The organism is Streptomyces sp. NBC_00203 (assembly GCF_045206325.1).
Taxonomy (GTDB): Bacteria; Actinomycetota; Actinomycetes; order Streptomycetales; family Streptomycetaceae; genus Streptomyces; species Streptomyces lutosisoli.
The window spans coordinates 412,860-425,017 of sequence record NZ_CP108126.1 but is presented as its reverse complement, the minus strand read 5'-3'; the positions used below and the strand labels follow the sequence as shown (position 1 = coordinate 425,017).

General features: G+C 69.6%; 12 protein-coding genes, 1 tRNA gene and 3 pseudogenes. 8 read left to right on the top strand and 8 right to left on the bottom strand.

The annotated features are described in order from the left end of the window. Positions 1–224 precede the first annotated feature (224 nt). Complete coding sequence (locus OG975_RS02130; RefSeq protein WP_406336116.1) at positions 225–755, top strand: kinase; 531 nt, start codon at positions 225–227, stop codon at positions 753–755. 67 nt (positions 756–822) lie between these two features. Here the strand turns inward: OG975_RS02130 and OG975_RS02125 are convergent. Together OG975_RS02125 and OG975_RS02120 are read right to left on the bottom strand one after the other, a co-directional pair. Beyond that, positions 823–1,169, bottom strand: a pseudogene (locus OG975_RS02125) (hypothetical protein); the annotation flags it as partial. 155 nt (positions 1,170–1,324) lie between these two features. Beyond that, positions 1,325–1,398: transfer RNA gene (locus tag OG975_RS02120), tRNA-Met, on the bottom strand. 258 nt (positions 1,399–1,656) lie between these two features. Between OG975_RS02120 and OG975_RS02115 the strand changes: the two genes are divergently transcribed. Continuing rightward, positions 1,657–2,301, top strand: coding sequence for a DUF3592 domain-containing protein (locus tag OG975_RS02115; RefSeq protein ID WP_406326941.1), 645 nt, complete (start codon positions 1,657–1,659; stop codon positions 2,299–2,301). Between the two features lie 111 nt (positions 2,302–2,412). Here the strand turns inward: OG975_RS02115 and OG975_RS02110 are convergent, their stop codons facing one another. Continuing rightward, complete coding sequence (locus OG975_RS02110) at positions 2,413–2,964, bottom strand: SMI1/KNR4 family protein (RefSeq protein WP_406326939.1); 552 nt, start codon at positions 2,962–2,964, stop codon at positions 2,413–2,415. Positions 2,965–3,414: 450 nt separating this feature from the next. Here OG975_RS02110 and OG975_RS02105 point away from each other — a divergent pair. Further along, positions 3,415–3,753: pseudogene (locus OG975_RS02105) on the top strand (transposase); the annotation flags it as partial. A 17-nt stretch (positions 3,754–3,770) separates the two neighbouring features. Here the strand turns inward: OG975_RS02105 and OG975_RS02100 are convergent. Continuing rightward, positions 3,771–4,313 carry a DUF1707 domain-containing protein gene (locus OG975_RS02100; RefSeq protein WP_406326937.1) on the bottom strand — a complete coding sequence of 181 codons (543 nt, stop codon included), beginning with the start codon at positions 4,311–4,313 and terminating at the stop codon, positions 3,771–3,773. A gap of 274 nt (positions 4,314–4,587) precedes the next feature. Then, a complete protein-coding gene (locus OG975_RS02095; protein WP_406326935.1) occupies positions 4,588–5,334 on the bottom strand; it encodes a hypothetical protein in 747 nt (248 codons plus the stop codon). 97 nt (positions 5,335–5,431) lie between these two features. Here OG975_RS02095 and OG975_RS02090 point away from each other — a divergent pair. Together OG975_RS02090 and OG975_RS02085 are read left to right on the top strand one after the other, a co-directional pair. Further along, a pseudogene (locus OG975_RS02090) lies at positions 5,432–5,887 on the top strand (L-tyrosine/L-tryptophan isonitrile synthase family protein); the annotation flags it as partial. A 103-nt stretch (positions 5,888–5,990) separates the two neighbouring features. Next, a complete protein-coding gene (locus tag OG975_RS02085) occupies positions 5,991–8,648 on the top strand; it encodes a glycosyl hydrolase (RefSeq protein WP_406326934.1) in 2,658 nt (885 codons plus the stop codon). A 39-nt stretch (positions 8,649–8,687) separates the two neighbouring features. Here OG975_RS02085 and OG975_RS02080 read toward each other — a convergent pair whose 3' ends face one another. After that, positions 8,688–8,996 (bottom strand): acetyl-CoA synthetase, encoded by a 309-nt coding sequence (locus OG975_RS02080; protein ID WP_406326932.1) that lies wholly within the window; start codon positions 8,994–8,996, stop codon positions 8,688–8,690. 609 nt (positions 8,997–9,605) lie between these two features. Between OG975_RS02080 and OG975_RS02075 the strand changes: the two genes are divergently transcribed. After that, positions 9,606–10,340 carry an alpha/beta hydrolase gene (locus OG975_RS02075; protein ID WP_406326930.1) on the top strand — a complete coding sequence of 245 codons (735 nt, stop codon included), beginning with the start codon at positions 9,606–9,608 and terminating at the stop codon, positions 10,338–10,340. Between the two features lie 10 nt (positions 10,341–10,350). Here the strand turns inward: OG975_RS02075 and OG975_RS02070 are convergent, their stop codons facing one another. After that, positions 10,351–10,512 (bottom strand): hypothetical protein, encoded by a 162-nt coding sequence (locus tag OG975_RS02070; protein WP_406326929.1) that lies wholly within the window; start codon positions 10,510–10,512, stop codon positions 10,351–10,353. A gap of 110 nt (positions 10,513–10,622) precedes the next feature. On the opposite strand from OG975_RS02070, the gene OG975_RS02065 reads away from it, so the two are divergent. Then, entirely contained in the window at positions 10,623–10,787 is a 165-nt protein-coding gene (locus OG975_RS02065) for a hypothetical protein (protein ID WP_406326927.1), read from the top strand. A 71-nt stretch (positions 10,788–10,858) separates the two neighbouring features. Next, the gene (locus OG975_RS02060; protein WP_406326925.1) at positions 10,859–11,014 is read left to right on the top strand and encodes a hypothetical protein; all 156 of its coding nucleotides are present in this window, start codon (positions 10,859–10,861) and stop codon (positions 11,012–11,014) included. 115 nt (positions 11,015–11,129) lie between these two features. Here OG975_RS02060 and OG975_RS02055 read toward each other — a convergent pair whose 3' ends face one another. Continuing rightward, positions 11,130–12,143, bottom strand: coding sequence for an LLM class flavin-dependent oxidoreductase (locus tag OG975_RS02055; RefSeq protein WP_406326923.1), 1,014 nt, complete (start codon positions 12,141–12,143; stop codon positions 11,130–11,132). Between the last annotated feature and the right edge of the window lie 15 nt (positions 12,144–12,158).

Below are 12,158 nucleotides of genomic sequence, written 5' to 3'. Positions count from 1 at the left end.
GGCTCTCCGTTGCCGGGGCGGAAGCTGAGTCGCGCTTTGCCGCCACAGCTGCAGTTCGTCCAGCTGCCAGACCATTTCGGTGGCCGCCGCGCCCACGCCCCCTTGGTGGAGTACACCGACGTGGAGCTCCTTGCGTTCGAACTGCAGGGTCCGAACCGTGTGTTCGGGCCGTCGTTGTGAGCGGACGGGCAATGTCACCGGTTGCTAGTAGGTTGGCCGCCGTGATGGTGGGCACGGAAGAGACCCGGCTGGTCGTCCTGCGGGGCAACAGCGCGTCGGGCAAGTCGAGCGTGGCGGGCGGCCTACGCGAGAAGTTCGGCCGGGGCCTGGCCCTGGTCGGCCAGGACAACCTTCGCCGGGTCGTGCTGCGCGAGCGGGACCGGCCGGGCGCGGTGAACGTCGGGCTGATCGACACCGTCGCCCGCTATGCCCTGGACGCCGGGTATCACGTCGTTCTGGAGGGCATCCTGTACGCCGACCGCTATGGCGACATGCTCGCGCAGCTGCGCGCGGACCACCGCGGTCCGACCCACAGCTATTACCTGCACGTGCCGTTCGCGGAGACCCTCGCCCGCCATGCCACCAAGCCGATCGCCGGCGAGGTGGGCGAGAGGGATCTGCGCGACTGGTACCGGGAACTCGATCTCCTGCCCGGCGGAACCGAGACCGTGATCGCCGCCGACAGTACTCTCGCCGCCACCGTCGATCGCATCATGCTCGACACCGGCCTGACCGGCCTCCTGGCGCTCTCGTAGAAGCGCCAGGAGGCTGGGTGTGCCCTCCGGTCGCTTCCCGCAGTACTCCAGCCGTAGATCGTGATCTTCATGCCTGTGCGGCTTGTCGCCGGTAGTGGCTGGCTTGGGCGCGGGCTTGGTGGCGACGTCGCCAGGCGGACCTGCATAGCCGGTGGGCCGCATCGTGCGCGCCAGCGCGGCCGGGGGCACCGGGGTCGGCGACCAGCAACGGTAGTAGGCGAGTTCGCCGGTGGTGCGGTTGCGGCGGATCAGCATCCGATGGCTGCCTGGGTGGGGTTCGGCCATGTCGATGACGGCTCAGTCGTAGAAGCGGTGGCCCTTGGCGCCAGCGGCTGCCGACAGCTTCTGCCGGGCCCGCCTCGTCACCTTCCCGGCCAGGACGTCCGTGCGGAACTTCCCGGCACCGGACGACAAACGCAGTACCTGTGTGCGATCCCGATGATGAATAGTCCAACTGCGGTGCCCACGGCGTAGTTCGGCCCGCCTGACGCGCGTGCTGCAGCGCCGTGTGCCCCAGGGCTGGATAAGCCTGAGGGGCCAGCACATTGTGCCGGCCCCTCAGGCTTCAGTAGCGGGGACAGGATTTGAACCTGCGACCTCTGGGTTATGAGCCCAGCGAGCTACCGAGCTGCTCCACCCCGCGTCGGATAGCTCTACCCTACGCCAATTATCCCGGCCCCGAGACCATGATCGCCTGTCCGCCGCGAGGGGCGTCGGCGGTCGAGGCCGCCACTTCCTCGTCGGCGGGCAGGCCGTGAATCCGCAGGCTTCTACCGAGAGTGCACTGAGCGCCGGACGGATTCCCCGGATGGGCTGGCCTTCCCCGCCTTGGCACTGTCCAGACCGGCATCGACGTCTACGGTCGGCGAACGCGTACGGACGCACACCGTCGGGGGAATGGATGAGGAACTGGGAGAAGTCGCTGTCCGTCCTGGAGGCGCTGCGCGAGCGGGGGCAGGCGGTCGGGCACGGCTGGACGCTGGACACGGAAATCCTCCTGCCGCACCAGCAGAACGTCAACGCCACGTTGTGCCGCCGAGCGCGCGGAACAGTGGTGGAGGCAGGCGGCCACAGCCGCCCCACTCGCAACCGACACCCCCACGCACGCGTCGCACCACACATGGAACACGAATGGCTCTTCTCGCTCATCCCGCTGACGATTGGCGCGGTCTTCCTCGGCTTCGGCGTGTACGGACTCCGTCGCGCCAGCGCGATCCGTCGCGCAGGTGTCACCGTAGAGGGTCGGATCGTCCGCCACGATGTCAGGCGAGACGACGAAGGCGCCACGCTTTACCACCCGGTCGCAGCCTGGACGACTCGGGACGGTCGCGAGTGCGAGTACTCATCCAGGTTTGGCCGCGGTTTGGTCGGAGGCGACTTCGGCGTGGGGACCTTTATCATGGTCCAATACGATCCGGAAAATCCCCGCCGGTTTGCGATCCAGGGCTGGGACGGAGCGACGGTCGACCTGGTGTTCACCGTGTTGGGGTCGGTGATCACAGCGGGCACGTTGGTGGTGTTGCTTGTCCGGCTACTCGCTCTCTGAACGCAGCCGACACCTATTCTCTACGGCGGCAGCACGTCCGCACTGAGTGACCCGGGCCCCACTGTTTCTGTCTCCGTGCCAGTGGGTTGGTCCGGACGACGTGACACGCGGTCACGGGCTCTCCAGCCAGTCGGTGTACCAGGTGCGAAAGTCGGGGCTCACTGGGACGAAGCCGCCCCAGTCCGGATCGATCTGCCAGATCTCGCCGGTTCGCGGGCCGTTCAGGATCAGCCGGATGAAGATGCCGCAGCCTTGTTCGGCCAGCATGAGCGTGCCCTGGGGCAGCGCATCGGTCAGTGGGTTGATCCGGCCGGGCAGGGGTTCGGTGAGTGGGAACGGCCGGGCAAGTCGGCCCAGCCGCCGGTCTTGCTCCCACTCGTCGTCCACGGCCCACTCCTCGCCGGCCTCCGGGCGGGGGACGGCCAATGGCATCAACCCGTGGCAGGGACCGGCGCGGCCGTTGGCTACCTCCGCGACGAAGGACCGGTACTGCGTTGGCAGATCGATGCCGTGGGTTTCCTCGAACGCCCGGATCTCCGTCTCGGGCAGCGGAGGCGTCAACTCGTAGCGGTGTGTGTCCGCCCCGAAGCGCTCCCGCCCCGGGTCCTGTGCCGCCATCTCCCGTATCCGCGCGCGTACACCGTCCTCGTCCCAGCTCTCCATCCCGCGACCGTAACAATGGCGTCCGCACCCCGTGCGCCGTACCTCCGCGCTACGCCCCTGCCGGTGGCGGGATGGTGTCCCGCCGCGTGGTGTATCCCCTGCATCTGTCAGGCCCGCCTCAGTCGTTGGCCACTTGACGAGGTGCGTGACCGGCCGGACACGTCTCAGCCGCACGGAGCGGGCGGCGCAGAGTTCCACGCGCGCGACGGCGGGGTCGTGCGCGACGCCGGACAGACCGGATACCCGGCCGGGGGACGCCGGGAAGCGCAGTGGATTCATGCCGCCTGAGTTCGGCACGGATCCTGCCCGGGTCCTACCCCACCCGATCAATGCGGCAGTGCCTACCAGCGCATGCCGAGAGCGCCCGGTGCTGTGACCGCATAGGTAGGCCGGGTTGGTGGTCGTGGCGGTTGGACGCGCGGTGACGTCTGATCCGACTGCTGAGGCGCGGTGGCCGAGCCTGTCCGTGTGCCCGGACTGACCGATCAGGAGGGGCAGCGGCTGCAGCAGATCGTGCGCCGGGGCAGCACCAGCTCGGTGTGTTACCGGCGGGCGATGATGCTGCCGGCCTCGGTCGGCGGGAACCGCGTGCAGGTGATCGCCCGACTGATGTGGGCCGCCGAGGACACTGTCCGGGACGTGATCCAGCGGTTCAACGAGATCGGCCTGGCGTGCTTGGACCCTCGGTGAGAGGGAGGCCGTCCCCGCCTGCTCAGCGAAGACGACGAGTACTTCGTCATCGCGACAGCCACCACCCGTCCGGCCCGGCTGGGTCAGCCCTTAACTCGCCGGTGCCGGTTGGGGCCTCAACGCCGCGCGTGGCGGATCTTCAACCGTCCGAACCCCATGGTCCCAGAGATCCGGATCCTCGGCCCGCCGGGGCGGGAGCGTCGCCGGGTCTTGTAGAGCAAGTCCTTCCACCCGGTGCGCAGATGCTCGGCGTCGACGATCGCGTCGCGAGGCACCGTGATCTTGGCCTTGCCGGTGCCGAGTTGCAACTCGATGTCGACTACCGGATGCTCGATGACCGCCCGGGACAGGTCCAAGTGCACCCTTCCGAATGCGGACTCGACCTTGAGGATCCGAGGTACCCGCCATACGCCGCGCCGCTGGATCCGTCCGCTTGCGACGGCAATCGTGGACGTGGTGCCCTCATTCTCCTCCGGGAGTGAGGCCAGAGCCGACACGAGTTCGCTGTGCGTCTTCGCGGTGAGCAACTGGTGGAGGCGTTCGTCCAACTCCTCGTGCGAGATGTGCCCTTCGGCGTACGCCTCCTGCAGGCGTTGCACGGCCGTGTCGCGGTCGTCTTCTCTGATCAGTCGCGTCGGGTCTTCCGGCAAAGAGGCCACCATTTCACTCTAGTGCTGTACCGGCGATGCGAACGTGCCAAGGTCCGTCGCGGCAAGGCATCCGACAGGAAGGTCGGCCACTCGACACGATGGCCTTGATCGCCCAACCCGGCGAACTCATGTGGTCAAAGCACTGGATCAGCGCGGGGTTCCGCACTCGACTTCGCAGCCTTGCGGCGGCTGTTGTCCACGAACGACCCCAGCCGGATCACCTCTCCGTCCACGGTCTCCACGTGCTTGCGCGGCACGCGCATGGGGCCTGCGTTCTGTGTGGTCACGTTGTCCGCATGGACGCTGCCGCCTCGACGACGTGCCGCACCTGGTCGGCGGTCAGGCGTCGCAGGTCCCAGATCAGATCGGCCATATCGGCCGCCGTCGGCTCCGTGGTGTGCGGCTCCTCCGGCAGTGTGATGCTGGTCAGAGCGGCCAGATCGCCAGCCGGGATGCCCAGCACGGTTCCGAAATCGACAACAAGGTCGCGACTCAGCTCCTTGCGGCCGGCGCCGACCATTCCGTACGTGGACGCGGACCAGTACCGGCCGGTCAGGAGGAGAAAGGTCCTGGCCGTGCCCATCCAATCCAGGTTCCGGTATCGGAGCATGCGGACGAGCAGGGCCCCGGGCGGCCCAGCAGGCGGGTCATAGATCTGCGGGAACGGCGGAGAGTGCATGAACTCGTGCTGTGGCAACGACCGGACGAGGTGGCGCAACTCGCTCCGCTTCTCCGGTGGGAGGCCTACAGCATGTTTCACGACGTACGGGACCCACCTCCGGGCCTCTGTGTCCAGGGGAGCCAGGTCATCCGGAACGGTCACCCCGGCGAACACGAATATGTCTTCGGCGTGCAGACCGAGTGCGGGTCCGAGCTGTCGGAGCAGCGATGGGGTCGGTACGACGCCGTCCAACACGTCCTGGATCTCGGGTTCGGAGACTCCGGTTCGCCGTGCCAGGGTGCCAATGTCCAGTTGCCTGCGATCGCACAACTTGGCCAGCAGCACGCCGAAACCCGGATATCCCGTCATGCCGCCAGCGTAGAGCGGCGATCACCTGCCGGTCCGCTGGGGCGGTCGGCACCCCGCAGCGGGCTGCGTTCGAGCCAACACTCCACAGACTGTCCGTCTGTCCGTCTTCGACCTCCGGCACGTACTCGGCGACCTTCCGCGCGACACGAGACGCGCCCGTGTCCACGATCGCCACGCCTCGCCCTGGACGCCCTGCGTGCCGGAACCCGCGCCGACGACCAGGTACTTGCCCCTCTGCCGAGGCATCACCCGCTTCCTCGTCGAGGACACCGCCGACCACCCCGGCACCCGCTCCGCCCTCCAGTGCGAGTGCCGGCAGCGCGCCTACGGCGTCATCCAGCGCGGCCGAGCCTGGGGCGATCTGATCGCCGAGCACCACCCCCACGCGGTACGCCTCTCCATCCACCCCCAGCCCATCGGCGCCCTCAAGTCCGGCATCCGGCTCCTCGACGCCCGTGACGTCTGGATCACCCCGTGGCGCTCGGCTCGGCCGCCCCCGCACCGCACCGATGGCACATGGATCCTCATGCAGCTTCCGGCACGGATGTGGTGAGTGGCAGGTTCTCGTCAAAACCTGTTCAAGCGTCGGGCGCTCCTCCTCCCACCCTGATCGGGTCTCCGCGACGGCTGTATCAATGCCCGTTTAGGAGGATCTGGTGTCAGCACCGACCCGCAAGAGACGATGGCTCACGATCTGCGCCATCACCGCGTCCGCCGCACTCGTCGCGATACCCTCAGGCGCCGCGTCCGGCTCGGACGGCAGCCCCTTCGGGGCCCGCGCACTCACCCAACTCGCCTCCGAACGCGCGCAGTCGGTGGGCGGCATCACGCCCAGGGCGAAGGCGGAGGATGACGGTGGTGACGACGGCAACGAGGCCGACGAGATCGCCGAGGGCGCGGACCAGTACGCCGAGGCCCGCACCTCGCCCGGCATCGTCGCGCCCGGCGCCTACGGCGCCGCGTGGGACAGTCTGAGCAGTCTGCCGGGCACAGGCGGCAGTTGGCGGAACGTCACCGACCTGCCCTACAACTCCGACGACCCGCGTTACCGCGACTACGACTCCAACTCCAGCGGCGGCTCGGGCAATGTCACCGGGCGGATGGCCGCGATGGCCGCCGATGACGACGGGTCCGTGTACGCGGGCAGTGCGGGCGGCGGAGTGTGGCGGTCCAGGTCCGGAGGGGGGCACTGGCAGCCCATCAGCGACCGGCTGTCCTCGCAGTCCACGGGCGCGCTCGCGCTGGACGGGGGCGGGCGGCTGTGGCTGGGCACCGGTGAGGCGACGACGAACGCGGACGCGTACCTCGGCAGCGGCGTCTACGTCCTGTCAGACCCGCGGCACGGCACGTTCTCCTCCCGCAGCCGGGTCGGCGGTGACGAGCTGGAGTCCACCACCGTCCACGAGCTGCGCTTCGGCGGCGGCAAGGTGTGGGCGGCGACCAGCGAGGGTGTGTGGAGCCACTCCACGAAGACGCTGAAGGGCGCCTGGAAGCTGGAGTTCGCGCCCAACCCCGACTATCTGCCGGGCGGTTCACTCGCGAGCGACCCCTCGGCCGCGTACAAGAACATCGCCAACGACATCGCGATCGACCCGAAGGACCCCTCCAAGGTGGTCCTCGCGGTCGGCTGGCGCAGCGGTGACGACTACAACGGCTTCTACACCAAGGTGAACGGTGTCTGGACGCGGATCACCAGCGGCCTGGGCGACCTGCCGTCCGACGCGGACAACGTCGGCAACGTCACCTTCGCCCGCTCCGCGGACGGCTCGCGCTACTACGCCATCGATCAGTCGCCGGAGCAGCTGAACACCAACCCGGACAGCGGTCTCGAGGGCATCTACGTGTCCAAGTCCGGCTCTCCCACCGGTCCTTGGACGCAGATCGCCGACTACAAGGGCCTGGCCGCCGACGGCTCGGCGCTCACCTCCAGCGGCTACATGCCAGGCGTGCAGGCTTGGTACAACCAGTTCCTGACCGTCGACCCGGCGAACGCGGAGCATGTGTACGCGGGCCTGGAGGAGGTCTACGAGACCAAGGACGGCGGCAGCAGCTGGTCGACGGTCGGCCCGTACTGGAACTTCGGCTTCTCCTGCTGGAGCATCGACCCGGCCAAGCAGACGGGCGACTGCAACCAGACCACCCACTCCGACCAGCACGGCGTCGCGATCGGCAGCTACCACGGCAAGAGCTTCGTCTACGTCGGCAACGACGGCGGCGTCTACAAGCGCCTGCTCAACGGTGCCCAGGACACCTCCGGGCACGCCACCGACTGGACGTCCCTGAACGACGGCACCATCGACACCCTCCAGTACTACTCGGTGGGTGTCGGCAAGGACCTGACCTACGGCGGAGTCTCCGTCACCGGCGGCCTCCAGGACAACGGCCAGTCCATCCTGCGCGGCAATGACACGGTGATGGGCTCCAACTTCGGCGGCGACGGCGGCGACACGCTCACCGACCCGGCCAACGGCTGCAACATTGCCGAGGAGTATGTCTACCTCGCCATCCAGGTGACCCAGAACTGCGCCGTCAACGACGGCAGTTGGATCACCGACTCCAGCAAGATCACGTCGTACAACGTCGCCCCCGCCGACAACGCCACCGGCGAGGCCCGCTTCATCGCGCCGATCACGGCCGACGCGAAGAACAGCTCGACCTGGATCGCCGGCGGCCGCCACATCTGGGTCCAGACCCACGGCTACGCCATCCGCAGCGGCTCGGAGTGGACCAGCGTGTACGACCTGGGCGCCGGGCACACCGCGACCGCCGTCGCGGCCTCGGGCGGCAAGGTCTACGCGGCCTGGTGCGGCCCCTGCAACAACCAGGGCTTCACGCGCGGCATCTCCGTCGGCAACGCGGACGGCACCGGCTGGCACGACATCACCCTGCCGGCCACCGGCGCGGACGGGACCGTCCCCAACCGCTACCTCAGCGGGTTCGCCATCGACCCCAAGAACGCCGACCACGTCTTCCTCGCGGTCAACGGCTTCTCCCGGCACTGGACCGAGGGGCCCGGCGCCGGCGTCGGCCACGTCTTCGAGTCCACCGACGGCGGCACCACCTGGAAGGACATCTCGAAGAACCTCCCCGACGTGCCGACCAACTCCGCCGTCGTCACGCCGAACGGCGGCCTCGCCGTCGCCACCGACCTCGGCGTCGTCTACCGAGCACCGGGCCGCACCACGTGGCAGCGCGTCGGCAACCTCCCGGCCGTCGCCGTGCTCCAGCTCAAGCTGAGCCCGGACGGCACCACCCTGTACGCGGCCACCCACGGCCGCGGCATCTACACGATCAAGGTGCGGGACTGCGACTGACGAAGCGGCGTCGCAGGGGTGATCCCGGGTTCACCGGGGTCACCCCTGCGTTGTGTACGGCACCACATTCACGTGCAGCGTGAAGGCGACGCGCGGCGCGCCCGCCACGTCCGGCGCCTTCGCCAGCGCGGTGACGTCGGCCGTACCGGCCCGGGTACCGGCGCACCGCAGCGAGGCGCGGGCGGTGCCGTCCGCGTCCAACCGCCAGCCGGTCGGCAGCACGAAGACCCGCGCGGAACTCTGCACGTCCGTCCACCGCTTGTCGTCCGTTCGGGGCTCCAGGACGAGGGACACCACGGTCCCGGGCCGCACGCACAGCCGCTGGTCGGACGCGTCAGCGGGGGTCACGGTGACTGTGGCTTCCCCGGCGGCACAGCTTCCCGCCGAAGCGGGGGGAGTGGTGGCCGGCCCGGACGGATTTGGCCCGGTGGGAGTCACGGGCACGGTCGGGCTCGCGGGTGCCGCCGAGGACGAGGCACCCGACAGCCCTGCCGAGCGGCTCCCGGACGGCCCCGCGGCCGATCCGCCACCCGCCGACGCCCCGCAGGCCGCCAGGACGAATACGCCGGCGACCATCCATCCCCCAGCCCAGCCCCGCATGCCAACACCTCCCGGCCCGCTCGTACGACCACCAGCATGCCCCGCCGTGGCCGATGAGGGTCCCGTGGTGGCGTCCCTGCTGGGCATGGTTTCAACGAGCGTCGCGCGGGCCGTCGGCCGGGGCCGGCCGCTCGTGGAATGCGCGGGCCGTCTCAGGTCAGGGCCGGCCACGTAGCCTCCGCAAAAAACCCGTTGGCGGACCACGGCGACCACCGCTAATCTTCCGGAGGCCGTGCGAGAGAACGAGGAGGTGGTACCCGTGAACACAGTATCGACATGGGTGCTCCCCTCCGGGGTCACGGTCGGGCGATAGGTCGTCCGGGAGCGCCGCTCTGAGCACTCCCGAAAGGCACGACCATGCATTTCACTTCTGAACAGCGTCTCGACGACGGCGTCCTCGAGCGAGAATTCACCCTCGGCGAGATCCCCGGCATCCTGTGGACGCCCGCGTCCGCATCCGCACCGGCGCCGCTGATCCTGCTCGGCCACCCCCCGCTCGGACTGCGCAAGATGTACCCCCGGCTGGCGGGGCGGGCCCGGCACGCCGCGGCGGATGGCTTCGCCGCGGCCACCATTGAGCTCCCCGGGAGCGGTGACCGGCCCCGTTGGGCCGCCGCCGAGCAGGCCCGTGCCGACCTGCGCCGGGCTATGGAGGCCGGAGAGCCGGTCGACGACGAGATCGTGAACCGGCTCGTCCTCCCGTTGGTCGAAAGGGCGGTCCCGGAATGGCAGGCCGCCCTGGACGCCCTCCTGTCGCTGCCCGAGATCGGCGGCCCGGTCGGGTACTCGGGGGGAGTGATCTCCATCGGCACCCGGCTTGCGGTGGTCGAGCCGCGCATTTCGGCCGCCGTTCTGTTCGCCGGGAGTCTCGTGCCCGCCGCCATGTTCGAGGATGCCCGCCGGGTCACCATTCCGCTGCACGTCCTGCTGCAGTGGGACGACGAAGGGAACGACCGGCAGCAGGCCCTGGACCTGTTCGACGCCTTCGGCTCCAAGGAGAAGACGCTGCACGCCAACATGGGCGGGCACACCGGCGTCCCGCAGTTCGCGGGGGACGCCGCGGCCCAGTTCTTCGCCCGGCACCTGAAGTGAGGCCGGGCCGTCAGGCCGGCAGCAGCCGGTAGGCGCTGTCGGCCAGGAGGCCGCTCATCGAGGACAGGTCCCGGCCCTCCTCGATGGCGGTGGCCGGCAGATGCACAGCCGCCCCGATCGCGGCGGTACCGGCCATCGGCTGTACCGGCCGGTCGGGGCGGCGCTCGGCCACCAGCGCCCTCCATCAGCTGGGCCCACGCCGTGAGGCACTCGGCCCGTACCTTGCGGATCGCCGGGCAGGTGACCGTGGCGAGTTCGACGGCGCGGGCCATCTTGGCTCGGATGCGGACCGCACCGGTGGGTTCGGCCCAGGAACTCCCGGCGAACGGCTGCCCGGCCCCGAACTCCCGGGAGACCTACGTTCGGGTGGTGCGGGACTGGACGCTCTTCCTGGCCAGCCTGGGTATCCAACTCTTCGACAGCAGCAGCGAGTTGAGGCCGGCCTGAACGCCTACGCGGTGCACCGCGCGTGCGGCCCGCTGAGGGATCGGTTCGCCGCCTCCACGGGGAACCAGCACATGAGCATCCTGTCCCTGTTCTACGGGTGGGCCCAGGACGAAGAACTCACCACGGTGGTCCCGTTCACCTGCAAACAGGTGGCCGCAGACCCCGGTAACGTCCGCCGCCTGCCCGCCGCCCGCCCCGGACGGGCCCTGTACGGATCATGCAGCTGAACCGGACATCTACCAACGTGTCCCCAACACGGCGAGGCAACCCATCGACGTGGCCTGCCGCGTTTCCTCGCCGTCCGCACCAGTGATCTGCCCAACGCCCCCTGCACGGGGACCGTCAACGAGCGGCGAGGTCAAGGGCCTTGGCCAGCAGGGCACGGGAGTGCGCCCGGGCCGCGGGGTCCGCGATGATGTCCTGGACCATCACCTCGTCGACGCCGGTGGCCTTGACCATCTGCTCCAGCTGATCCCGTACGGTCTGCGGGCTGCCGGCGAGCTGCCGGGGCCAGCGGCCGTCCGTGATGACGGTGGGGGTGTCCTTCTGTTCCTGGCTGAGTTCCCGCTCGGCCTCCTCGACCGTGGGAATCTGGGCCGCGGTCCCCTGGCGGGCCAGGCGTGCCATCACTGCGGTCCTGGACCAGTTCAGCCGCCGCGCCTCGGCGTCGGTGTCGGCGACCACGACGCTGACGGAGAGGATGCCGCGCCCGCCAGCCGGCCCGTCGGCCGCGGAGAACGCGCCGTGGCGGAGCAGGGCACGTTCGGCCCCGTCGGGGTTGATGAAGCCCGCGAAAGCGTAGCCGAGACCGAGTTCACCGGCCATGCGGGCGCTGTTGCCCGAGGAGCCGAGGATCCACACCTCGGGCCGGGAGGCGACGCCCGCGGCCGGGCTCAGGCGCGCGAAGGGGTGGTCGGCGGGGAAGCCGCCGTTGAAGTAGGCGAGTACTTCCTGGACCTGCTCCGCGAAGTCGTCCGTCGGCGGTACGTCACGGTCGCGGCGCAGAGCGAGGTCGACCACCGGGCCCGCGGTGGCGCGGCCGAGGCCGAGGTCGATGCGGCCCGGTGCGAGGGCTTCGAGCTGGAGGAAGGTCTCGGCGACCTTGTAGGCGCTGTAGTGGTTGAGCAGCACCGCACCGGAACCGACCCGGATGCGGGAGGTGGCGACCGCCGCCAGGGCGATGAGGATCTCGGGGGCCGAGGAAGCGGTGCTGGCGGAGTCGTGGTGCTCGGCGTACCAGATGCGGTGGTAGCCGAGGTCCTCCGCCTGCTGCGCGGCGTCGACCGAGTCCCTGAGGGCTCGGGCCTTGTCGCCACCGGGGGCGACCGTGGAGAGCTCGACGAGCGAGAGTTTCATGGTGGATCTGTCCTT

Bases quoted from the DNA above. Each gene is read 5' to 3' on its own strand.
- OG975_RS02055 (WP_406326923.1), bottom strand. From the start codon at position 12,143: ATGAAACTCTCGCTCGTCGAGCTCTCCACGGTCGCCCCCGGTGGCGAC.
- OG975_RS02110 (WP_406326939.1), bottom strand. From the start codon at position 2,964: ATGGAGAGCTGGGACGAGGACGGTGTACGCGCGCGGATACGGGAGATG.
- OG975_RS02095 (WP_406326935.1), bottom strand. From the start codon at position 5,334: ATGACGGGATATCCGGGTTTCGGCGTGCTGCTGGCCAAGTTGTGCGAT.
- OG975_RS02115 (WP_406326941.1), top strand. From the start codon at position 1,657: ATGAGGAACTGGGAGAAGTCGCTGTCCGTCCTGGAGGCGCTGCGCGAG.
- OG975_RS02065 (WP_406326927.1), top strand. From the start codon at position 10,623: ATGCGGACCGCACCGGTGGGTTCGGCCCAGGAACTCCCGGCGAACGGC.
- OG975_RS02075 (WP_406326930.1), top strand. From the start codon at position 9,606: ATGCATTTCACTTCTGAACAGCGTCTCGACGACGGCGTCCTCGAGCGA.
- OG975_RS02130 (WP_406336116.1), top strand. From the start codon at position 225: ATGGTGGGCACGGAAGAGACCCGGCTGGTCGTCCTGCGGGGCAACAGC.
- OG975_RS02060 (WP_406326925.1), top strand. From the start codon at position 10,859: ATGAGCATCCTGTCCCTGTTCTACGGGTGGGCCCAGGACGAAGAACTC.